General features: G+C 53.3%; 22 protein-coding genes and 3 pseudogenes. All 25 read right to left on the bottom strand.

Going from position 1 to position 21,320, the window contains the following annotated elements; genetic code table 11:
* Positions 1-66 precede the first annotated feature (66 nt).
* Positions 67-501: pseudogene (locus tag NSA57_RS16135) on the bottom strand (type IV secretory system conjugative DNA transfer family protein); the annotation flags it as partial.
* Between the two features lie 86 nt (positions 502-587).
* Positions 588-953, bottom strand: a complete 366-nt coding sequence (locus tag NSA57_RS16130) for a hypothetical protein (protein ID WP_044992650.1) — start codon at positions 951-953, stop codon at positions 588-590.
* A 78-nt stretch (positions 954-1,031) separates the two neighbouring features.
* Positions 1,032-1,223, bottom strand: a complete 192-nt coding sequence (locus NSA57_RS16125) for a transposon-encoded TnpW family protein (protein ID WP_009322148.1) — start codon at positions 1,221-1,223, stop codon at positions 1,032-1,034.
* Between the two features lie 43 nt (positions 1,224-1,266).
* The gene (locus tag NSA57_RS16120) at positions 1,267-2,130 is read right to left on the bottom strand and encodes an ATP-binding protein (RefSeq protein ID WP_257465429.1); all 864 of its coding nucleotides are present in this window, start codon (positions 2,128-2,130) and stop codon (positions 1,267-1,269) included.
* A complete protein-coding gene (locus tag NSA57_RS16115; protein ID WP_257465428.1) occupies positions 2,127-2,855 on the bottom strand; it encodes a phage replisome organizer N-terminal domain-containing protein in 729 nt (242 codons plus the stop codon). The genes NSA57_RS16120 and NSA57_RS16115 overlap by 4 nt, the downstream gene beginning before the upstream one ends.
* Before the next feature lie 113 nt (positions 2,856-2,968).
* Positions 2,969-3,367 (bottom strand): cysteine-rich VLP domain-containing protein, encoded by a 399-nt coding sequence (locus NSA57_RS16110; RefSeq protein ID WP_257465427.1) that lies wholly within the window; start codon positions 3,365-3,367, stop codon positions 2,969-2,971.
* On the bottom strand, positions 3,348-3,524 hold the full coding sequence (locus tag NSA57_RS16105) for a hypothetical protein (RefSeq protein WP_257465426.1): 177 nt from the start codon (positions 3,522-3,524) through the stop codon (positions 3,348-3,350). Before NSA57_RS16105 ends, NSA57_RS16110 begins: the two co-directional genes overlap by 20 nt.
* Before the next feature lie 70 nt (positions 3,525-3,594).
* Positions 3,595-5,040 carry a MobQ family relaxase gene (gene mobQ, locus NSA57_RS16100; protein ID WP_257465425.1) on the bottom strand — a complete coding sequence of 482 codons (1,446 nt, stop codon included), beginning with the start codon at positions 5,038-5,040 and terminating at the stop codon, positions 3,595-3,597.
* 187 nt (positions 5,041-5,227) lie between these two features.
* Positions 5,228-5,524: a DUF3847 domain-containing protein gene (locus tag NSA57_RS16095; RefSeq protein ID WP_257465424.1), complete on the bottom strand. Its 297-nt coding sequence runs from the start codon at positions 5,522-5,524 to the stop codon at positions 5,228-5,230.
* Positions 5,464-6,003: an RNA polymerase sigma factor gene (locus tag NSA57_RS16090; RefSeq protein ID WP_257465423.1), complete on the bottom strand. Its 540-nt coding sequence runs from the start codon at positions 6,001-6,003 to the stop codon at positions 5,464-5,466. The genes NSA57_RS16095 and NSA57_RS16090 overlap by 61 nt, the downstream gene beginning before the upstream one ends.
* Positions 6,000-6,461 (bottom strand): RNA polymerase sigma factor, encoded by a 462-nt coding sequence (locus tag NSA57_RS16085; RefSeq protein ID WP_117633394.1) that lies wholly within the window; start codon positions 6,459-6,461, stop codon positions 6,000-6,002. The genes NSA57_RS16090 and NSA57_RS16085 overlap by 4 nt, the downstream gene beginning before the upstream one ends.
* Positions 6,462-6,471: 10 nt before the next feature.
* Positions 6,472-6,924 (bottom strand): RNA polymerase subunit sigma-24, encoded by a 453-nt coding sequence (locus tag NSA57_RS16080; RefSeq protein ID WP_227605964.1) that lies wholly within the window; start codon positions 6,922-6,924, stop codon positions 6,472-6,474.
* A gap of 103 nt (positions 6,925-7,027) precedes the next feature.
* On the bottom strand, positions 7,028-7,441 hold the full coding sequence (locus tag NSA57_RS16075; RefSeq protein WP_257465422.1) for an RNA polymerase sigma factor: 414 nt from the start codon (positions 7,439-7,441) through the stop codon (positions 7,028-7,030).
* 578 nt (positions 7,442-8,019) lie between these two features.
* Positions 8,020-10,359: an ABC transporter permease gene (locus NSA57_RS16070; protein ID WP_257465421.1), complete on the bottom strand. Its 2,340-nt coding sequence runs from the start codon at positions 10,357-10,359 to the stop codon at positions 8,020-8,022.
* Positions 10,356-11,039 (bottom strand): ABC transporter ATP-binding protein, encoded by a 684-nt coding sequence (locus tag NSA57_RS16065; protein WP_257465420.1) that lies wholly within the window; start codon positions 11,037-11,039, stop codon positions 10,356-10,358. Before NSA57_RS16065 ends, NSA57_RS16070 begins: the two co-directional genes overlap by 4 nt.
* A gap of 55 nt (positions 11,040-11,094) precedes the next feature.
* Entirely contained in the window at positions 11,095-12,366 is a 1,272-nt protein-coding gene (locus NSA57_RS16060; protein ID WP_257465419.1) for a sensor histidine kinase, read from the bottom strand.
* Positions 12,336-13,043 (bottom strand): response regulator transcription factor, encoded by a 708-nt coding sequence (locus NSA57_RS16055; RefSeq protein ID WP_257465418.1) that lies wholly within the window; start codon positions 13,041-13,043, stop codon positions 12,336-12,338. The genes NSA57_RS16060 and NSA57_RS16055 overlap by 31 nt, the downstream gene beginning before the upstream one ends.
* A gap of 135 nt (positions 13,044-13,178) precedes the next feature.
* Positions 13,179-13,532: a TnpV protein gene (locus NSA57_RS16050; protein ID WP_257465417.1), complete on the bottom strand. Its 354-nt coding sequence runs from the start codon at positions 13,530-13,532 to the stop codon at positions 13,179-13,181.
* 26 nt (positions 13,533-13,558) lie between these two features.
* The gene (locus NSA57_RS16045) at positions 13,559-15,439 is read right to left on the bottom strand and encodes a DUF4368 domain-containing protein (RefSeq protein WP_257465416.1); all 1,881 of its coding nucleotides are present in this window, start codon (positions 15,437-15,439) and stop codon (positions 13,559-13,561) included.
* A gap of 91 nt (positions 15,440-15,530) precedes the next feature.
* Positions 15,531-15,755 (bottom strand): annotated as a pseudogene (locus NSA57_RS19680) (VirD4-like conjugal transfer protein, CD1115 family); the annotation flags it as partial.
* A 132-nt stretch (positions 15,756-15,887) separates the two neighbouring features.
* On the bottom strand, positions 15,888-17,798 hold the full coding sequence (gene ltrA, locus NSA57_RS16035; RefSeq protein WP_195937607.1) for a group II intron reverse transcriptase/maturase: 1,911 nt from the start codon (positions 17,796-17,798) through the stop codon (positions 15,888-15,890).
* A 691-nt stretch (positions 17,799-18,489) separates the two neighbouring features.
* Positions 18,490-19,221, bottom strand: a pseudogene (locus tag NSA57_RS16030) (type IV secretory system conjugative DNA transfer family protein); the annotation flags it as partial.
* A complete protein-coding gene (locus NSA57_RS16025; RefSeq protein ID WP_117863038.1) occupies positions 19,218-19,709 on the bottom strand; it encodes a PcfB family protein in 492 nt (163 codons plus the stop codon). The gene NSA57_RS16025 and the pseudogene NSA57_RS16030, both read right to left, overlap by 4 nt.
* Positions 19,710-20,606, bottom strand: coding sequence for a DUF6017 domain-containing protein (locus NSA57_RS16020; protein ID WP_257465414.1), 897 nt, complete (start codon positions 20,604-20,606; stop codon positions 19,710-19,712).
* Between the two features lie 170 nt (positions 20,607-20,776).
* On the bottom strand, positions 20,777-21,298 hold the full coding sequence (locus NSA57_RS19830; protein WP_257465413.1) for a DUF5720 family protein: 522 nt from the start codon (positions 21,296-21,298) through the stop codon (positions 20,777-20,779).
* Between the last annotated feature and the right edge of the window lie 22 nt (positions 21,299-21,320).

Raw genomic sequence — 21,320 nt, 5'->3', positions numbered from 1 at the left:
TAAAGGCAGTATTCCATAAATACCACGCCGCCGAATTTATAATGCGCTGGCGACTTCTGGGCGCACACAGTTACCGACGATGGTATCTGCCGCGTCCTTGTAGATGGTTTTTAACTGGCTCTGCGACTGCAAAATAATAGAAGCCGATATCTCACGGCTTCGGATGGTGGCAATCAGCTTATCGAAGTTCGGTATCTGGCCGATGTTGGCAAACTCGTCCAGAATCAGACGGACATGGACAGGCAGCCGTCCGCCGTAGAAGTCATCTGCCTTGTCGCAGAGCAGATTGAAAAGCTGACTATACATGAGGGCGGCCACGAAATTGAAAGTGCTGTCCGTATCCGAAAGGATCACAAACAGCGCCGTCTTTTGGTCGCCCAGGGTATCCAGTTCCAGTTCGTCATATTCCATCAGGTCCCGCAGCTCCTTGATATCGAAGGGAGCAAGCCGGGCACCGCAGGAAATGAGGATGGATTTTAAGGTCTTGCCCGAAACGAGTTGTCAAGGACTTTTTAATCAAATTCACAAAAAAGCTACAAAAAAAGTGCCAGAAGCACTTTCATGCTCCTGACACTCAGGCAGGCGGGTCACTTGCGGCCACTTAATAGCTCATCGCAAAGGTACGCATATTCCGGCAACTGGTCGATATAGGGTTTCCATCGCCGCTTAATCTCGGCCAGTTCCAGCGGGTCGGCGTCCTCAAAGTCATGGTCGTTCCCGGTCATTCCGAAAACATCCAGTGCTATATCATTCAAGCACTCATAACAAAGAGCAGTTGCGGACTCTATCCTGTTGCCGGTGTCAACATAAACCGGATCAAGGGATATTGCCAGCCACACATAACCGACCTTGTCCGACCAAACCAAATCATAAGCGGTCATTTGTTGGATGTGTTTCTCGAACACTTTGCGGACGCGCTCGATTTCATTTTTCTCTTTTTCTGTGTACAGCATTTTCATGTCCTCCTTGGCTAAAAGTTTTGGTGTATACCATCATCAGTTTAACACAAGGCGGCTGGCTTTATCAGCCGGTCACATCTGCTGTATCTCGTTTTTGAGCATACGCTTGATTTTGTCGCTCATGGTTTCGGTGCTGGTATTGCTGAAATGGACGCGCACCTTGTAGGTGGTCTTGCCGATTTTCTTTACCAGCGCGGGGGCGTCCTCCGGCGCTCTGGCCGGGGTGGTGTCTGCGGTCTGCATGGTACGGGTTTCTTCGCTCATGGCGCTCCTTTCTCCGGGCGGGGCTGCGCCGTCCGGCAAAAAATTACTCATGCTTACGGTTTACAATGTCTTTCGCCGCCTGCCTGGTGGCTCCGGCGTTTTCCTCCCGGAAGTTCTTCCCGGCAAAGAGGATCGGGGCGCACCGTTCCAGGATACGGTCATAGATACGGGCGTGGGCCAGGTCAGGCGGGTTCTTGAGTTCGGCCAGCTTCAGGTTGGTGGTGATTATCATGGGCCTGCGGCTGCGGTAGCGGCTGTCAATGACGAAAAACATCTGCTCCATCGCATACTCGGTACTGCGCTCCACACCCAAATCGTCAATGATGAGCAGGTCGTACTCATCAAAGCTGGCGATAAAGTCGGCCCTGTCCTCGGAAAACATCCCTGTCAGGCGGTTCAGGATGGTGGGAAAGTTCGTCATCAGCACCGGCACATCCCGGTCAAGCAGGGCGTTGGCGATACAACCAGCGAAAAAGGACTTGCCGGTTCCCACATCCCCGAACAGCAGCAGACCGGTGTTGTTTTTATATGCCTCCTTCCAGTTCTCAACATAGGCGCGGGCCTTGTCCATCAGAGGATTTTGGCCGTTGTCGTTGGCAAAGGTGTAGTCGTACAGATAGCGGTCTTGCAGGCCCTGGGCCTTCCGGCGCTTGATACGCTCCATGCGGCGCTGCCGTTCCTCGGCGGCCTTGCGCTGTTCCTCGGCTTCCCGCTGGCACTGGCAGATACAGCGGGGCATGAAGTAGCCCGGTTTTCCAAATCTCGGCACAACAGTCTGCCTCTGGCCGCCGCACTTCTTACAGTGAATGAGGCCGTCTGCCGGGTCCATGTACTCGTCCCCGGCTAGCTCCACACCGGCGGCTGCCTTGTCGATCAGCGCCCGGATTTCTGCGGTAATCTCAATCATACGGTTTCATCCTCCTTTACGCTGTAATCCCGGTTGCGGGTGGGCGGGGCCGCTTTCCTGGCGTCCTCACCGGCCCAGCGCCGGATGGTAGCGGCATGGCTCTGATACCGCTTGCCGGTAGAAGCCATGTACTCGGACAGCTTTTCGATGTACTGGCCCCATACGGTGGGAAAGCTGGCCTGCAAGTCTGCCAGTTCCTCGTCTGTCAGAAAAACATTCTGGTAACGGCCATAGGCGCGGGCGGGGTGTCCCTTCTCTATCTCTCTCTTTATCTCTATCTCTTTCTCTAACTCTATCTCTGGTGGACGAATGTCGGACAAATGTCCGCCGTTTGTCCGGGGCGCGGAAAGAGCCTTGTTTTGGAGCCTCGCCGCCCGCTTTCGCTCGGCCTCGGTGGAGGACTGGCCGATCAGCAGTTCGATATTGCTCATGTAGAAGGTGCCGCTGTCCAGCACTTCCACAAGACCCAGCTTCAGGAAGATTTGCAAGGCCCTCTCCACAGTGCCGATCTGCTGGCGGGTGATGGTGGCGATCATCTGCGCCGTGTAGGGGATATTCTCGTCAAGCTGGAGCTGCCCGCCGTGTTTCAGGGATTTCAGATACAGCTTGAGCAGGATGTTGGAGTACAGCACACCGTCCTGCATACTTTCCAGCAGCACGATGGAGTCATCGTCAAAATAGTTCTCTTTGAGTTTCAGGTAGTAATATTTTCGATTGTCTGACATGGATTCCTCCTTGGGGTTCGTTTTGGGCTTCTGTACGCATTTAGAGGGCCGTTTTGGGGGTCAGAGGATAAATCTATCAGGCCCCCAGCGACACCCTCGAAAAAGTCCTTGATTTACAAGGGGTTTTCGGCCCCTAAATGCGTAGAAAGATGGTATCTTTTCCGCTGTCGTTCTGCCTCCTTGCGGCGGCGTACCTGAACAGCACATTCCGGGCAGTATTTGGCCCGGTTGGAGCCGGGGGTGAACAGCGCCCCGCAGACGGCGCACCGCTTGGCGTCCAGGCGGTGGAATAGGGCCGTTTCCAGTTCCCTGTCCAGCGGCAGCACCGCCGCCCGGAACCACCGGCACAGCAGAGAATAGGAAATGGACTGGACGCAGACACATTCCTCCCCATCGTCCAGCGCGATACAGTTGCCGCCGTCATAGTTGCAGCACTCATGTACCAGCCGCCGCGCTCTGCGGTACTGGCGGTAGTCCATGATGGGGACGGGTTCAGGCTTGCTTTTCTTCATGCTGGCACTTCCCACACCCGCCGCAGTTGCCGCAGCCCTGGCAGGCATGGGCCTCCGGCTCCGGGCCAGTGGGCGCGGCTGCCGGTTCCGACTGCAAGAGGGCAAGGGGCAGGCGGATATTCAGGTGGACGGTGACAGGTAAAATAATCTGCTTCATAGGGCAATCTCCTTTCCGTGAGTAAAGGTTGACAGTTTTTCATAAAGGGGTCGGCAAAACACCGTACCCTTTACCGCTCCGGCTCCCGGTCGCGGTGCTTGTCCCGTTCCTGCCGGGCCAGTTGGTCGGCGGCCTTGCGGAGCCGTTCCACGGCTTTCAGTTCCTCCCGCATGGCCTTCATGTCGATGCTGTCCACCTGCTTCTGGGCGGCCAGCAGGTCGATCTCGTGCCGCCATTCCTTCGGGGAAAGTTCTTCGCCGCTGGCTTTCAGTTCTTTCAGATACCGGGCCGCCGCGTCATAGAGGATCAGTTCCCGGCTGTGGCGCTGCTCGAACAGTTCCCGCTTCTCCGGCTTCACCTTGGCAAGCTGCTTATGGACAGCCTTGTACTTGTTGTACTGCGCCCACATCTCCTCGCGCTCAGTGAGGACAGCAATCCGGCGCTCGGCCTTGACGATCTCTCGCCGCAGGTCATAGTAGCGGGTGTTCATGTCGGAGATTTTATCGTGGAGCTGCTGCATGGACTGGATGCCGTTGGCGTTCAGAAAATTGAACAGGGCGGCGCTCTCCTGCAAAGCCCGGATTTTGCCGGTGCGGGTGTCGGGCCGCTTGAGCTGCTGCTGAGCCTCCCACAAGTCAATCATGCTGGGCTGCTGGCCCTCCGGCTTCTCGGCCTCGGCCTTCGACCAGTTGTAGAGGCGGGTAATGCGGGCCTTGATTTCCTTGAGCAGCTTGTTGTCGGCGGCGATCTGCCGGTTGACTTCCCCCTTGCCGGTGCGGATGCCGCGCTTCTCCATCTGGCTGGCCGCTGGCCCCAGGTGGACAGAGGGGATTTTATCAATGCCCCGGCGCTTGTAGCTGCGGTGGTCTACCAGGGCGGGCTGACCGGCGGCCTCCAATGCCCGGTTGGTATAAGCCGCCCATGCCGCACGCCAAATCTCCACATTCCCTTTGTCGTTCCAGTCGGTGGTGTCCTCCCGGTGGTTTTTCCAGCCGCCTCTCCCGTCCGGGATGCGCTGGCCGTTTTCGTCCAGGTCGTATGCCTTGCGGCACTTTGCGCCCCATGCGCCGTTTTCTTTTAAGGGCCGGACGGTCAGCATGATATGGACATGGGGGTTGCCGGTTCCCTTGTCATGGATGGCAAAGTCAGCGCACATCCCCTTGTCCACAAAGTTGTCCTTCACATAGGCCCGGACAAGGGCAAGCTGCTGTTCCCTGGACAGTTCACGGGGCAGGGCCGCCTCGATCTCGCGGGCAAGCTGGCTGTCCCTGGCTTTCTCGATCTGCTCCACGCTGTTCCAGAGGGTGGAGCGGTCTGCAAACTCTGGCGGGGCGTGGGCGGGCAGCATGATTTCCGCATGGACAACGCCGCTTTTGCGGGTGTAATCGTGGGTCAGGCCGTCCCATTCATTCGTCAGCTTTGTTCCGCTTCGGTAGGCGGCTGCGGCAACAGCGGAACGGCCCTCGCTGCGCTTGATGATACTGACGGGAATATGACAAAAATCTATGGGTGACACCTCCTTTCGGTGAGGGGTATTCAGGCTCCGTGGAGCCGGACAGACGCGAAGCGGGTGTCTGGCTGCGCGGGGCGCACAAGGGGTTTGGGGAGTGTAGCGCCCCATCGCGCTCGGAGAGCGCAACAGCCCCCGGCAGGGCGCACGACACCGGCAACGGTGTATAAGTGCGCCCTTGTAAACAAGGGACTTATGGCTTGTCCCCGGATTTCGGCAGTTTTGCGGCCAGTTCCGCCGCCCCCGGAAGATGGGACAGAGCAATCAGGAACGCCTTGACCTCTACGCCGGAAAGGTCGGGGGGCAGAGGGAAAATGCCCTCTAAAATGGCCCCGCGCTCAATCAGGCGGCGGGTGCGGGCCTTGCGTTCCTCGTTGCGCTGTTTGTTCTCCAAAATCTTCTGGCGGTTCTCAAGCTGCCGGATCTCCTTCAGGACTTCTTCGCGCTCGTCTTTTTTCTGTTTCGCTTGGGCGGTGCTGTCTTTGTGCATATCGCTTTCTCCTTTGGCGGCTTCATCCAGCCGCGCTTGATATAATATTTCTGCAACTTGATGATGGCGTTGCGTACCGTGACAATGGCCGCCGATGTGGTAAAGCCCTCGGCCCTGGCAATCTCCTTGAACGGCTTGCCCTCCCAAAACCGGGCGTGCAGGCAGCTCGCCTGCCGGGGCGTCAGGGTGGCAAGGGCCTCCCGGAGCCGTTCCATCATCAGGGCGCGGGCGGCCTCCTGTTCCCGTTCCGTTTCCTTCTCCATCAGAATATCCTCCGGGGAAGCGGCCTGCTCCGGGAAATAGTTTTCCATGCCGGGGGATGCGTCCAGAGAGTAACAGTGATAGTGCTGCTTGGCGTCATTGGCGTCCTCTGCGCGGCTTTCCTCCACAATGGCGTCTGCCACCTCGTCCGGCACTTCCACAAAGGTGTCTTTCTTACAAATCGGGTAGTAGTATTTTTTCAGGTTGATGGTTTTCATAGGCCGCTTGTCCATTTCCGGCGTATGAAGTACCGGCGCAGCCGCCGGAGCGCCGCATGGATGGACTTCCCCGCCTGGGATGGAGTGATACCCTCCATCGCGGCAATGTCCTTCACTTTCATCCCCAGCATATACCGGGCATGGACGCGGCGGGCCTGCGTTGGGGGCAAAGAAGAAATGGCCTCATAGAGCCGCCGGATCAGCTCGGCGTGTTCGGCCTGTTCCTCTTTCTGTACGATGTAGTCCTCCGGCGATGGCTGCGCCCAGCCGATGGCGGCTTTTTCAATCCCATCGTCACAGTCAAGGGAGTAGTGGGCCTTGTAGCGGTACATCTTGCGCTCCCTGGCAGCCTCGGCCCGCTTGTCCAGCAGGAACGCTTCAACGATTTCATCCGACACCTCCACAAAGGTATCCTCGGTGCAGAACGGATAATACTGTTTGAGGTTGATGGTCTGCATAGGCCCGCCCTCACTCTGATGGGAAAAGGCCGTCATAGCAGCGGCGCATATTCCGCAGGCCCCGCCGGATGGCAACGCTGACCTTGCTGCTGTGTACGCCCTCCATCCGGGCAATTTTCGGCTGGTTGATACCGGCGATGTAGTAGTCCCGGATGCGGCGGGCCTGGGTGGGAGTGGCATGGGACAGGGCCTCCGGCAAGGTGGCAATCAGCCGCAGGCGGGCGGCCCGTTCTTCGCGCTCCAAAAGGATTTCCTCCGGCGATCTGCCGTGTTCCAGCGCGTAGTTCTCCGCCCAGCTATATGCGTCCAGAGAGTACCAGGCGCGGTGGTAGACCTTCCGGCGCTCATAGTTGTTCATCTCGCGCTGGGCCTGCCGCATGGCCTCCCAGACCTCGTCGCTGACCTCTACAAACTCGTCGTGCCGGTAGTGGGGATAAATCCACCGCAGATTGATGGTTTTCATAGGCTTACCTCCTGAAAATGGGAGAGGCGGGCAGCTTGTCCGCTGTCCGCCTCCCGCTGGGATAAGGGAAACAATCCCTTTCACTTGGTAGCCCGAAAACAGGTCATTCGTTAGGGTAGTTCGCAAAGAATTTCAAAAATTTTTTCCGAACCGCGTCAATGCTTTCATAGACGGATACTTTGGAGCAGCCGCACACCGTCCCAATCTCCGCAAAGGTCAGCCCGTCCAGGGCATAGAGCAGGAACCGGCGGCGCTGGGCCTCGGTGCAGGTGTCCAGGACGGCCATCAGCTCGCCCAGCGTTTCCATGCGGCACAGGTAATCCTCCGGCGTTTCGCCGTAGATACCCACGCCCTCGGTGGCAACTATGTATTCGTCAAACTCCCGGCCATCCCAATGCCGCCGCTGCTCATGGGACAGGTTCTCGGCTTTGTGGTCGGCCCGGTCAAGAAATTCATAGACTTCCAGCGTGACCTCCACGGCCACAGCTTGTCCGTTGTAATGGATGGTGACTTCCATCTGCCTTTCCTCCGTTCAGATTTTTGCGGGAAAATCTGAACGGGGCGGCGGGGAACGGCACCGGGGGCAAGGTTCGGGCCATGTTGACCCGATGTTCCGGCCCCACAGGTATGAAAAAGCGCCCGGACAGCAGGAAGCTATTCGAGCGCAAAAAACACGGTATTCAGTTACATTGTGACAATTTTCGCACCGGCTGCCAGACGGGGCCTGTTCGGTGGCTGGGCTTTTTTTGACGGTAGTGCAAATATCGTCTGAATTTGTCGGCGGTCAGTGTGGCTTCATGGCGGCTCCCTCCTAAAGCCGCCGTGTCAGCGTATGGGCGTCACTCCTTTGTCGAGGGCATAAGGAACGGCGGCCTTGATTTTGTCAAAGCCGCCGTAGGATCGAGTATAGGACATGGCGATTGCCTGCTGAACGACGGCTTTTTTCTTTTGCCGTCGTCCGGCAGAGTTAAAGTCACTTTGTAATCGGTTGAGCTAATTCTACTTGTCCAACCTTACAAACAGGTGAATTTTAGCTTGCGATTTTGTAAGATGACAGGGGCCCTGCTAAAAGGCAGAGCCCCTATCATCCGAAACTTATTGCGCGCTGATGTTTTCCACAATAGACATGGCTTGAATTCGTTTTGCCGGTCCACGCACAGACAAGGCCGTCGTGCCCAAAATCACTGCGATGATCAGGCAAAGTTCTGGCCAAGGGATGCCCCATGCGTCACCAAAGGTGCGGGTGATAAGGCTGGTATAGAGAAACCAGTGAAAAGCCACCCCCAACAGGCACCCAAGTATCACTCCATTGGTAGCATACGTTGCCGCCTCGGATGCGATCATACGGGTCAACTGCCGGTTACTCATGCCAATGGCCCGCATAGCTCCGTATTGGTGGGTACGGGCAGATACCCCCATGCTGATCGTGTTCATGATATGAAACACCGTGATTGCCACGATAATTGACAAAAAGCCATAGACCAGCACCGAAAAAGCGTAGTAGAGTCCGCGTTGCTGCTGCGCTCTGCTCAGCGTGTCGGTAAAGGAAACACCATCCGCAAACAGCGCCTCCACGGCCTTTACATCTTCTTCCCCTGCGCCGAAACGAAACTGTACATCCAGGATCGTGTAGCCGTTTTCACCAGTCAGCTGCGTAAAGGTTTCCTCCGAACAAATCAATGTCTCAGTGCCTTCCGCGCGGGCGAGAGGATCATCGGTCAATATGCCGCCGATGGTGACTGTCTGCGGCACTCCGTTGATTTCCAGAGTGACTGTATCGCCAACCTGTGCCGGTGTCCCGGTATTTGCTACAAACAGCACCTGACCCGGCGTATTGACAACCGCATCCACGGAACCAGATGCCAGCCGATCCTGTGCCCAACGGAATTGATTTTCCTCATAAGAAATCAGATTGCTGTTGTGGGGTGTCCCACTGATCTCTGCCGGTACATCATAAGCAAACATTCGCCCAAAGACATGGCTGACAGCAGGAACCTCCGATACCGCGTTCCGCTGCTCGAATGGGATGGAGCAGGTGTTGGATTCACTGACGATGGAAAGCTCAGAAGCCCATTCCTTCGGCATGAAGGCATTTTTCATGAAGGGAACCAATGTGCAGAAGCCTAAGAACAATGTCAGGCAGGTCGCAAAAGCACAGGTCATCAGGAGATAGCTGCGGCGTTTAGCTTTTGCATGATGGATACCGAGAGCCACATCCACTTTCCAACGGTGGGTATTTGCGGCGTGCCGAAAAGTCGTATTCTGGCGGGCACTGCCGGTGACAGCTTCCAGCGGGGACACCTTAGATGCAAATTTCGCGGGAGAACGTGCCGCCAACAGAACCGTCACGATCCCCAATACAATGCTGACGGCAATACTCAGCCAACTGATACCAAAAACTGGCATATAGCCAAACCATACGGAACTCAGCCGCCGCATCACAGCACACAGCACCCATATCACGACGATACTAAGTCCGATTCCAATAGGGATTGATGTCACGCACCAGTGAAGTGCCTCCCGCCGAACAAAGCGCAGAACCTGACGGCGCGTAGCCCCAAGGCAACGCATGAGGCCAAAAAACTCAGTACGTTGGCTGACATTGCTGTTCAAACTACTGGAAATCATCAGGATGCAGGTCACCATGACCACCAGCGAAAGAGCAAAGGCAACCGAATAAATTTGCGACACATTGGAACTGGGCAGTTGCCCCAGCATACTGAGCAGATTCTCGTTTTGCAGAACTTGCTCGGCAGAAAGTCCGTTTTGTGTGATAATGTCCTGAATCGTATCCGGGATTTTGCAGAGTAAGGAAAAGCAAACCACATACTGCCATGAGGGTGATGTGCTGCCAAAATTCAGACTGGAAAGCGCCTGAGGCGTGACCAGCATGGTACTGGCATTTCCCGTAGTCAGGCTGGCGGGCTCATCGTTAAAAACTCCTGTCACAGTAAACGAATGGGTACTGCCATCCGGCAGCGTTAAAGATACCGAATCACCAGCGGAGAGATTCAGGTTTTGGGCGGCCGTTTCGGAAATGGCCGCCTCGGAATCGGTTGCTGGCGCCGTCCCTTCCGAAAAGGTTCCAAAGTATATTTTGGAAAATACAGGTTCTTCGATCCCGACAAGAGCAACACTTTGCATATCAGCTGCAACCCCAGCCTCTGCGGGAAGTGTACCTTGCCAGCCGGAAAGTTCCGTTTCGGGCCTTGCTGCAATCAAAGCTGACGTTTCTTCATCAATGGCAGAAAATTTTGCGTGCCAGTCGCCCGTCTGATGCTTTGTTTCAGTGGTCATGCTTTGCAGATACATATCAGCAAGACCGAACATCACAGCGACCAAAAAAACGGCCAGAATGATACAGATGCGCGTCATTCGGCTCTGCCGGCGATGCACTTTATCGGAAATAGAAACCAGGTTGAGATAGTGTTTCACTGCTGCACACCTCCCAACTCTTTCAATATACCGTCCCTTACCCGGAACACCCGGTCAACCGATGCCGTCAGATTGGAATTGTGCGTAATCATCAAAATAGTTTGCTGATACCGACGGGCTGCTTGCGTCAGCAGAGCGATCACCTCACTGCTGTTTTTGCTGTCCAGGTTGCCGGTAGGCTCGTCTGCCAAAATCAATTTTGGCTTCGTGATAAGCGCCCGGCCAATAGCTACTCGTTGCTGCTGTCCGCCGGACAGTTGACTCGGCAGGTGGTGCCGTCGTTCTGTAAGGCCCAGCACTTCCAAAATTTCCTCCACTTTCGCCTGCTCCGGCTTTTTGTAATCCAGTAAAAGCGGGAAAATGATATTCTGCTCTACATCCAACTCCGGGACAAGCTGAAAGGACTGGAAGATGAAGCCGATATTCCTGCGGCGGAAAATCGTGCGTTTTTCCTCCTTCATAGAAAATAAATCCTGGCCGTCGATCTGAATCTTACCAGATGTAGGCGTATCCAGCGCGCCAATGCAGTTAAGCAGAGTGCTTTTTCCAGAGCCGGATTCTCCGACTACCGCGGCAAACTGTCCTTTCTCCAGAGAGAAGGAGACATTTTTTAAGGCGTCCACCTTGGCCTCACCAGAGCCATAGGTTTTACAAAGTTGCTGTACTTTCAAAATTTCCATAGGTCTAACCTCCTTTTCTCTCAGAATAGCAGGAACAGCTTACTTTCCGGTGAATTTAACCTTGCGATTCTGTAAGATTGGTGAAGAAGGAGATGGTGAAAGTTGTTCCTTCGCAGGGAGTGCTGACTACGGAAATTGTTCCACCCTGGCCTTCTACGATTGCTTTCGCAAGCGGCAGACCCAGCCCTACACCGGCATGGTCACTGGAATGTTTGCTCCGATAGAATCGCTTAAAAATGTGGTGGATGTCATCTTGAGAAATCCCGCATCCATTGTCTGAAACGCTGATCCGCAGCATATCCGGGAAGCGTTTCCACTCTACGCAAATCAGTCCGCCGCGCCCGGTATGATCCAGCGCATTTTTAAGAAGATTGCCGATTGCTTCGCTGGTCCATTCAAAATCGCAGGTGAGTATTTCATCAGGCGGGCCTGACAACATGATCTGCTTTCCTTCCACTTCTGCTCTTGTCGCAAAAGGTGCCTGCGCCTGCCCTAACAGTTCCGTTACGAGAATTGGCTTCTTTTCAAAAACAATACTGCCAGCATCCAGCCGCGCCATCTTTAATAATGCTCCGATTAACTGCTCGATCCGCTGTAAAGAGGCCATTGACTTTTCTGCAAAAGAAGTTACGGTATCCGGTTGATCCGGCTCGTCCATAATGATTTCGGTATACATGGAAAGCGCAGCCAGAGGTGTTTTCAGCTGATGAGAGATATTGGACACCATTTCCTGCAAAAACTCTTTAGACTTATGTTCATTTTCGTTTTTTGCCTGCAAAGCGACAGCCAATTCTTCAATTCCGCTGAACATCTGGTATAGCAGGCCGTTTTCGTTTTGCGGCAAATGATTTTGGAAAATGCCGTCCGAATATTCATTCACTGTGCGGATAACAGTTTGATACAGCGCATCCTGGCGATGCAGATATATGGCAGAGCCAAAAAGCACAGCGAATCCAAGCAGGAAAAGAATCACACAAGCAAAAATCCCAAATGAAATTGCTGTCTGCCGCGCCAGCGGTGACAGCGGCAGCGGTGTGGCATTTGTATGTCCGATCTGTTCCATAAATGTCAAACCATTTGTGTTGACAGATTCGCTTTTCATGGCTGCTGCGATAACCTCCGCAGAAACTCCTTGCTCCAAAAGAGAGGAAGCAAGAGAGGCTTCTTTTTCCAGAAGAAGCTCTTGTGTCTGCCGGGTATGCTGCCAGGTCATAAGGATGGAAAATAGCAACAGCACGAGAGCAATACCGCACAAAAACAGGAAATAGAAACGGGCACGTTTTTCACGCAGAAAGCTCATCGCACAGCCCCCTTTCCGTCCTTCCATTGATACCCAAATCCCCTTACGGTCAGCAGGTGAGCTGGCTTGGATGGATCGTCCTCAATTTTTTCCCGCAAACGGCGGATATACACTGACAAGGTATTATCGTCTACAAAATTGCCGCTGCCATCCCACAAAAGATCCATGATGCGGCTGCGCGGAATGGTGATCCCTTCATTCTTCAAAAACAGGCAGAGCAGCCTGTATTCCATGCTGGTTACTTCCAAAGGCTGACCGTTCAGCATGACACGGCTTGTGACAAGATCAATGGACACCGGGCCGGAACGCAGGATGTCAGCGCGCGGCTGCTTTTGTAAGCCACTCCGGCGTAGCAGCGCCCTGATTCGAGAACACAATTCCCCCAACTTAAAGGGTTTCGTGATGTAATCGTCCCCGCCGCAGTCAAGTCCACGAATCACATTCACTTCCTCATCCGATGCTGTCAAAAACAGAATCGGTATCGTGACATTTTGGCGGCGAACTGCTTCGCACACCTCAAAACCCGTCCCGTCCGGCAAGGTCACATCCAAAATCAACAGGTCAAAGCGGTCAAGCTCCGGCAGTAAGGTGAGTGCTTCTTGAACGGTACGGGCAACTTCCACGGAATAATCGTTCTTTTTCAAAGAATAAACCAGCCCATCCACCAGGCTGAAATCATCTTCCAAAAGCAACAGAGTATTCAATCAAATCCCTCCATTCACCGAGAATATACAAGTAGATTATACCATAAAGTGATGCCAAAGAACCTTACGGGTTTGTAAGGAAGCCGGGATTTGCCGCTTGGCAGCAAAATCCCGGCCTTACTTGTGCTTAAAATTTCATGCGTAAATCAATTCTTGAAAAATTACTTCCTCCACCTGCGCTTTCAGCGTGTTCATCAGTCCCACCCAGCGCATGGGGTCACGGGCTTTCAGTTCCTCGGTGACGCCCGCCGCCTCCATCATCCAGGGCAGCATGGCGTCCATCCGTTCACGCGCCTCCCGGTCAATCTCCAACAGGTGCGGGTACAGCTTTTCGCTCAAAATCAAGCTGCTGTAAAGGCCGGGCCGGTGTTCCTTCAGGTAGCGTTGCCGCATACGGCCATACTTGCCGATGGGGGCCTCCGGCTGCTCGGAAAGTTTCAGATTGGGGATGTAGTAATCTCCGCAGCGGGTGTAAGTCAATTCGTTCATGTTCGTCCTCCTTTGCACTGTGCTGGTTAAACTGCGGCGCTGGCCGATATGGTGGACTTGCACGGCTCCTGCCTGGGCAACTGGCTGACAGGGATAAAAATGCCTTTTGCCATGTCCTCGGCCCGGATCGCGGCCTTTGCCGCCTCCACCTGGGCCTTGCGCTTGGCGTTATAGCGTTCTTCCCATTCCTTCTGCTTGCCGTTGGCCTTGCGGCGCAAGTAGTTCTGGTGAAGCCTGTCCTTGCGTTCCTCCTTCTTCCGCAGTTCTTCCTGTTCCTCCGGGGTCAGGGGAACCGGCTGCAAGGCGGGCGGGATATACCGGCCCACAAAATTGAAATAGATTTCAACCTCCTGCGTGGTGTCCTGGCTGCCTTTCCGGGCGCGTTCATGGACAAGAATTTTCTCTACAAACTCGTTGAGCATGGTGTTTGTCAGCGTGTCAAAATTCTCGTACTTATCAATCAGGGCAATAAACTTCTCCGCAGCTTTCCGGCTCTGCTCGTAGCCAGTAACGGCCTTTTCCAGTTCCGCGATTTCCGCATTGAGAGCGTCCTGTTCTTTGGCGTATTGTGCGTCCAGGGCCTCATACCGGGCGTCCAGCAGCTTGCCCAGGGCGTTGTCCTCATAGATTTTGCAAATCAGCTTTTCCAGTTCCCCGGCCCGCTTTTGGGCGGCGGCCAGCCGTTTCCGCTTCTTGGATATGTCGGCGGTTTGCTGGGCGGCCTGCGTTTCCTGGACAGTGCGGATAAACTCGGCCCGGTCATTTTTAGAATACTCCGCGATGGCCCGGAGCATATCGGTTATCAGGGTCAGGACGGCCTCGGCCCGGATGCGGTGCTGTGTGCCACAGAGCGTCCCGCATGGGACTTTGGTGTACTGGCTGCAAGTAAACTGTGGGTCACGCTTGCCGTTATTGATGCGATGGACATACATCTTGCCGCCGCAGTCGGCACAGTACATCAGGCCGGTCAGGGGATGGGCTTCGCCCCAGCCGTCCGGGTAGCGTCGGACATTTGCCCGGATACGCTGCACATTGTCAAAGGTTTCCTGGTCGATGATGGCCTCATGGGTATTCTCGAAAATCGTCCATTCGCTTTCGTCAACATAGTGGCTTTTCTTGTCCTTGAAGTGCTTGCGGGTCTTGAAATTGATGGTGTGACCCAGGTATTCCCGCTTTTTCAGGATGTTCACAATAGTGGACGATCCCCAGCCGTAGGGGTCTTTGACCGGCTTTGACCTGTTTACACCTTCGTGAAAGCGTGCCAGATGGACAGCGGGGATTTCAACCTTTGCCTCGGACAGCAGCTTGGAGATTTGATAGGGGCCATAGTCCTCCATCGTCAGGGAAAAGATACGGCGTACCACTTCGGCGGCTTCTTCGTCCACAAGCCAGTGTTCCCGCTTCTCGTCCCACAAGTAGCCGTAAATAACGGTGCCGGTCAGGTGCTTGCCCCTCATGCCCTTGGACTTGAACACGGAGCGGATTTTCCGGCTGGTGTCGCGGGCGTAAAACTCATTCATAATGTTGCGGAAAGGGGTAAAATCATCGTCGCCTTTCAGACTGTCCACACCGTCATTGATAGCGATCAGCCGGACGCCGCGCTGCCGCAAAATCTCCATGACCTGGCCGACTTTCAAATAATCGCGTCCCAGGCGGCTCATGTCTTTGATAACAATGGCCTCCACCCGTCCGGCCTCGACTTCCTCCATCATCGCCAGAAAGCCGGGACGGTCAAAACGGGTTCCCGATACGCCGTCATCGGTGAAGTGGGTGGGGTTCGGCAAACCATTCCGGCGGGCAAACTCCTCTAACATCTGCTTTTGATGGCTTATGGAGTTGCTCTCGCCCTGTAACTCATCATCGCGGCTCAAGCGCTCATACAGTGGGGTGATTTTCTCGTTTCTCATGGCTGTACCTCCTGAAATGAAAATGCTCTAAGTGGCTGCTTCACTAACCATGACAAAAACCATGATTAAGAAGTCACTTAGAGCATACATCTCCCGCCGCCATCTTGAATTTGCGGTACTGCTTGACGGCGAAGTGGTCCGGCTCCCGTTCCGCCAACTGAGAAAAAAGCAGGTCCACCGGGCTTTGATAGGTTTCGTCGTCCTCTCTGGCCTCACTGGCATTGATAAGATCCAAAAGTGTGATGAAGTTCTTTTCTTCCTCCGTGGCCTCGTACCAGATGTAGCCGATCAGCGCGGAATAATAGAGGCGTTCCGCTTATAGTGATAGGTAATCCTTTGAAGTTATCGCCGGATTTTCCCCCACTCCACACCGGACGTGCGACTTTCACCGCATCCGGCGTTCCATCGGTTGTTTTCACAAGCATTTAATCAATCACCAAATGAAATGTTAGTTTTCTATTGCGGACAAACCAGCCTGCTGGCGCAGACTGTTCACTTTTAACATCAGTTCCTTTGTTGCCTTGAGCGTATCGGCTATCTCTTTTAGCTCATTCTTAGGACGCTCTTGCAGGAGTGGAAGAAATCTATTATGGAACAAAATCATATTTCGATAGCGTTCCTTGCCGCCCAATTCTGCCGGTGTTTTCAGCCAGCATACTATGTCAGCCGCATTTTCAAAGAGTTCCCCACTTAGCGCACATTTTCCACGTTGAGCCGAGAATAGTGAAATCCTGCTGTCAGTGAGTTCTGTGCTTCGCCCCATAGACGGTTGATTCCTCAAACCTGATAGAACAGATGAGTTCATACTTAGGTTCGTGTGTATCAATGCCCGTCCCTCCACCGTGTAACTGCAAACCGCCGCTTTCTTTGCCATCGGTATCTTGTTCTTGATGTATGCGATAGGGTAGATAGGTTGGTCGATTCCAGATACATACCGTATCATTGCCGACTTTCCAAACCGTTCTTTTTCGCTCTCGGTCATTGCGCCGCCCTCTCGAACAAGTCTGCACCCGGTTTCTGTATTGAGCCGATTTGTCAAAACTGTCATAACCTGTCTGTGGATTTTCCTGCAATCAATGCTGATGCAGGTGGCAAGCTGAAAATAATTCTGTATTCCCAGAACCATTGAATTGTACAGCCGTATTTCGTCCAAAGGTCTTTTTCCCTCTGACGGTCGGGCAATTCGTTTCGCCTGTTCCACCAGCTTTTGCCTTTCCAGTTCCAACTTTTTGTCACAGATATGAGATTGCACGATGTACTTCCTGCTTTTCGGTCTGACTCGTATCTTAAACCCAAGAAACTCTGAATAGCGTTTTCTGACATTAACTATCCTTGTTTTCTCTGGCGATACTTCTAACCTCAGCCTCTCGGTTATCCATGCCGTTACAGCCTCTTTTGTTCTCAAAGCGTCCTCTTTATTCCGGCAGAAGATTCTGAAATCATCTGCATATCTCACGATATACATTTCTTTCAACCCTGTTTTCCTCATTTTGAGGAATGCCTTGCTCCGGTCAAAAGTAATCGAGTTTCTGATTTTCCTCTCATACCCGTATTCCTTTACAAGAGGGTGGTTCTGCCATTGGCTCTCAACCCATCTGTCCAGTTCATTCAGCACGATATTGGCAAGCAACGGTGAAATGATACCGCCTTGCGGAGTGCCTTTGTCTGGAATGAGTGTAGTGCCATCTGGCATTCTAATCGGTGCTTTCAGAATCCGCTTGATAATAAAAATCAACTGCTTGTCGTGTATTCCCATTGCCCATATTTGCCGCATTAGCTTGCTGTGATTTACGTTATCGAAAAATCCTTTTATATCAAACTCAATCACATAATGCAGGTTCATGCGTTGAAGCATGGTGTAAGTTTTCTGCATGGCGTGTTCCACGGAACGGTTCGGGCGAAAGCCGTAACTGTTGTCGCTGAATTTCGCTTCGCAGATTGGCTCCATGACCTGTTTGATACATTGCTGTACCAGCCTGTCCCAGATACAGGGAATACCTAACGGTCTGGTTTTTCCGTTTGGCTTCGGAATGTCTTTGCGTCTTACCGGCTTTGGGCGGTATCCGTGCTGACTTCCTGTGACAATGAACCTCACTTTCTCTACAACTGTTTCGGGCGGTAAACACCCGATGTCACTAATGTTTTTGTTGTCTGTTCCTGCTGTGTAGCTCCCTCCGTTTGCTTTGATGTTCCGATATGCCAGAAGAATGTTGTCCCGGCTCAGGATTAAATCCATAAGGTTGGTAAAATTTTTTCCCTCCAGACTTCGGTGATAGAGTTCATCAAAGACTGGCTGCATACCGTAATACTCGGCATGACGTAAGTCATCTACACATAGAGTTTTGTTTTTCTTTGGCATAAGGCATCACCTCCTTTTTGCGAAAGTGACCCTTTTGGTCTTACTCGAATCCTTATGTTGGATTGAATAATGCCTGCTTATCTCAACCGACTTGTGGCCATTCCTCCGTAGCTCACATAACGCAAGCACATCATAGGTTCGACCACTACTTTTTAGCAACAGTTCGTCTGCTTATTGTTCTTCGTCAGACTATTCCTTGCGGAATCTGCTGCCTTTCCTCGTTCCGATAGTTCTATCTGTTCATACATACCCGTAGGTTCCTGCTATAGACCTGTCGGCTTGCCTGTGCCTGTAACACAGCATGGTCGTTCGTAGGATCAATTTCTACTAAACCACACCGACTGCGCATTAACGCACCCACACATTTCTGCGTGGTCTTCTTTTAGACCTGTACATTCGCAGGTTCGTCAGTTCGCCCGCCAAAGCGAACATTCTAACCATAGGTATCTTATAGACCCTCGGCTTATAGGTAACACAGTCTGCCTCCAGACCGCTTTCGACCACTTTAGGCAGTGGTTACGGTTACTCTCAGCCTTTGTCATGGGGCTTCGTACATCAGCCATTACAGCTAATGCACGCCCATCAAGGGTAGGCGTTTCAGGGCGTTACCCCGTCATTCCACCTATTAAACTACCAGTTCTCCGAACAACGGAAAACCGTTGCTCGTGCGCAGACTTTTTACCGCCTGCGAACGAGTCGCACTGACCCAGAAATCTTCCGAAGATTTTTCGCCTTCGCCCTTCGTGTTCATAATCAGGGCGTTCACCAGTTTTAAGATATCCTTCTCTGACCGAATGTAAGCCAGTGGGTTGTATCTCATGGATTTTCGGAAGTTTATCAGGTTGAGGCACTTGATACGGTATTTCTTCCGCTCCAGGAAAGTGCCGATCTCCGGCAACAAGGTTCCTTTCGGATCAGTGCAGACATAGGACGAATGAGCTTGCAGCAGCGACGGCTTACAGAAGAACCGCGTCTTGCCGCTGCCGGAACCGCCGATCACCAGAATGTTTTTATTTCTGGCATACTTCGGCTGCTTTGGACGGCTCGCCATCGTAATCCGTTCCGTCTGCGTCATGGGGATGTTCTGGAAAAAGTCCTTGTCCATGTAGGGAGCGATATCTGCCGCCGTACCCCAGCGGGCAGAACCATACTCGATCCCGTGGCGGTATTTCTTGGCGTTCTTGCCTTTCAGGTAGACCGCCATGCGAAGGATCACCGCACCGGCTATGCCGATCAGCAGGTCCGTGGGATGGAAACTGAGCCACGGGGAGGAAAGGGCTGCAGTGAAGCCGTCCCCAATGGAGAGCAGCTTGCCGGAAAGGTCAGCACCGGGCGCAAGCCGGAAAGCCTGTGCCAGCTTATCGAAGGGATACACGAACAGAAGATACGGGAGATTCAGCAAAAACAGTTTTTTCATGTTCATCTCTGCACGCTCCGATCTTTGACCTTTACTTTCTCCCGGTCAATGGTGCGGTGTTCCACTTTCTCCGCCGCCTGTTCCTTCGCCTGGGTCAGCCGTTCCCGGATGGAGGGCTTTTCCTCACGGCTCATTTTCCGGCTGGCAAACTCCTGAAATGCCGCTGTGATGGCATCCGCGTCCCGGCTTTTGAAAAAGACCAGGTAACGAGGCTGCTCTGCAGTGGTGTCCTTCTTCAAGGCAAAATCCACATGGTATTTCTTCGCCACACGGGAGAAAGCCTTGATATTCTTGTCACTGATCTCGATATTGGCAAGACCGGCGTTCTGGCTGGCAAGCTGTTTAAGGCTCTGCCTGCCGCGGTAGATTTTTGGCTTCTGGCTTTTCTGGATTTCCTCCAGGAACTTTTTGACGGCCTTTTCAAAGACTTGCTCGCTTAGCTTGGCTCCGTCAACAATGAGCGTTACGGCGCCACGCGTTACTTCCTCCTGCATTTAGCCTCGCCCCCTTTGCCCGTCCCCGTACATATCGTGCTGCACCAGGGAAGAATAGTAGCTGTTGATGGTGGTCGGGGCGTTATACAGCGCCGCCAGAAGGTATTTCCTGATATTGCGGACATAGGTGGTGTTGTCCTTCATACAGTCCATGACATACTGAACATGGGAACTGTCCAGCTTCATAAACCGGGACTTTACCACCTCTGCCGGATAATCGTCCCCGGCAATGCGGATGACTTTGCGGGCAGAACATACGGTATCCACGATCAGGTCAACGATTTCGTCAAGCTGCTCACGGTCGATATGGCTGTCCTGCACCAGATAGCTGTACTCGATGTTGTCCAAAATCACTTCACGATAACATTCTCTGGCTCCCATCCGATCCATTCCCATCCTTGCCCCTGCGGGGGTAGGGGGATTTGATGGGATAGGATTTGATATCTCCGTACTTGATAAATCAGTCTTTGTTTGATTAGTATTTAATTGTGCGGGGTTTTCCGTACACGGTTCCGCCGTATCCGGGATACCCATATCCGGGTTTTCCGTATATGGCTTTGCCGTATCCGGTAAAGGCGTACCTGGGCTTGACGGCGGCTCGCACTGAGGCATTTCGTAAATGACATACTCGGTATCCGTGATCTTGCCTTTTTCATCCCGAAGCTGGGTGCGCCGGATATACCCGTGGGCTTCCAGCTCCTTCAACGCCGCACCGATGCTGTCCACACCTTCCCGACAGATCGCCGCAAGGCCTCTGGTGGTGTAATTCCACTCGTCAGGGAGCGACAACATCATGGACAGCAGCCCCTTGGATTTCAGGGTCAGCGTCCGATCTTTCAAGTGATGGTTCGACATGACCGTATAATCACGGGTCTTTTCAATACGAAAAACAGCCATCTTCGCACCTCCTTCCTGTGAAAATAAAAAGTGTTGATTTTGAGCGGTTTATCCGTCTGTATGCCTCCGTTTTCTCCTGCATGGGAAAACATCCACGTCCTGTTCAGAACGCAAGCCACGGAGGAAGAAACAGAAGATATCCAACTGATTTTGATACATTTTGGGGGCGGCTACCTCTCACGGTCTTTATGGTCATAGTGGAGATCGCCGGAAAGCACCTTCGCATGGTTACGGATTTTGATATGCCCCTTTTCCTGATTTTCCAAAGCCTTGCTGTATCCGGTGTCGGTCAGGAACAGGCGCATTTTCTCACCCTTCCAGCCAACAGGCGAGTCATGGGTAAGAACATCAAAGACGATCATGTGTCTGGTCGCCGGGTCGAAACGCTCCAAAGCCATAATGTCATGGCCGGATAACTTCTGCGCCCCGGATTGCTGTCTGGCCTCTGCCAGCATTTCCCCGATGGTGCGGGCTTTCTCCGGCAGACGGTATTCGGCCTGCACCTTGCGGATCAAATCCATGCACTCCTGATCCGACAGGGGGCGGAGCTTGTCCAGAAGGCCTTCCGCCGTTTCTTTCGTTGCCGGGTTCGGCGCATAGCGCCATGTCATGTAAATCTCATTCAGGGCAGCGTTCTGATTGGTACTTTCAATCTGAAACACCATCCTCATTTCTGCTTCTGTCAGTTTCATTGCCAGCCTCCTTCAAAAATGG

This window comes from Blautia caecimuris, assembly GCF_024622975.1.
Taxonomy (GTDB): domain Bacteria; phylum Bacillota; class Clostridia; order Lachnospirales; family Lachnospiraceae; genus Blautia_A; species Blautia_A caecimuris.
This window is presented reverse-complemented; position numbering and strand designations above follow the sequence as displayed.